Origin of the sequence: Parahaliea mediterranea, assembly GCF_017255185.1 — a bacterium.
Classification (GTDB): domain Bacteria; phylum Pseudomonadota; class Gammaproteobacteria; order Pseudomonadales; family Halieaceae; genus JAFKCZ01.
This window is the reverse complement of the sequence record NZ_JAFKCZ010000036.1, coordinates 1-1,230: the sequence shown is the minus strand read 5'-3', so window position 1 is coordinate 1,230 and position 1,230 is coordinate 1. Positions and strand designations below refer to the sequence as shown.

At 57.9% G+C, this 1,230-nt stretch carries 1 protein-coding gene; it reads left to right on the top strand.

Annotated features, from left to right (window positions below; all coding sequences use genetic code 11):
* Positions 1–211 precede the first annotated feature (211 nt).
* Entirely contained in the window at positions 212–1,192 is a 981-nt protein-coding gene (locus JYP50_RS21610) for an IS110 family transposase (protein ID WP_206562652.1), read from the top strand.
* Positions 1,193–1,230: the final 38 nt, after the last annotated feature.

Below are 1,230 nucleotides of genomic sequence, written 5' to 3'. Positions count from 1 at the left end.
TGGTCGAATGAATTCGACCCTTGTGTCTCTCTCGATGTACTGTTTAGCTGGCAGTTCATCAGGTGAGGCGGTGAGTCAGCTTCGACCCTGAGGCCATAGAGCCTGTTTTGTAGATTCGACCCCGCCTCGCAATTCTCTGCAATCTGTATGGTATCCAAGTCCTCGCTAATAGCGATGAGGCTGCACGTACAAGGCAAGATAGGGAGATTTCGTGACAATTATCGGGATAGATGTCAGTAAATCGAAGTTGGACTGTCTGTGGATTCGGGATTTGTCCAAGCTGAAAGTCAAAAGCAAGGTCCAGCCCAATACCCCCAAGGGGCACCGAGCACTGCTGGACTGGGCAATCCAGCTGACGGGTGAGCCGGTAGCCGGGTTGCACTTTGTCATGGAGGCCACGGGGGTCTACCACGAGGCCCTGGCCTATGCCCTATATGACGCGGGGGCCCAGGTGTCAGTGGTAAATCCGACACGTATCAGGGACTTTGCCAAGAGCTTGGGGGCTCATTCGAAGAACGACCGCAAAGATAGCGTGGTGATTGCCCGCTATGGCATGACCCAGTCCCCCATCCTGTGGGAGCCAGAACCGAAGGAGGTCCGGGAACTCAAGGCTCTGCTTGCCCGCTACGAAGCGGTTAAGCAGGACATCGAACGAGAGTGGAACCGGCTGGAGAAGGCGCAGGTGAGCCAAAGCTCAGCGCAGGTACGCACCTCCATTGAGCATGTCAGAGAACAGTTGGACAGGGAGCGCAAGCGCCTGGAGTCGCTGATTGACGATCATATCGACAATCATCCGGGGCTGAAGCAGGACCGGGCCCTGCTGGAGAGCATTCCGGGGGTGGGGCCAACGGTATCGCAACAGATGGTAGCGGTGTTGCGCAGCCGTCGCTTCGAGAAGGCCTCGCAGTGCGCGGCGTTCCTGGGATTGATACCAATCGAACGCGAATCTGGCACCAGTGTTAAGAAGCCGCCGAGGTTGTCCAAGTTCGGCGATGGCCGGATCCGGGCAAAGCTGTATATGGCGGCGATGGTCGCCACACGGCACAACACGGTTATCCAGGCGCAGTACCGGCGGCTGGTGCGCCGCGGCAAGTCCAGGATGGCAGCCATCGGGGCGGCCATGCGCAAGCTGGTACATCTGTGTTATGGCGTCCTGAAACACCAGACGCCGTACCAGCCTCAAGCGGTCTAAGGGACCGTTTGAGGTTGGGTGAGGGAGATGGTATCTAC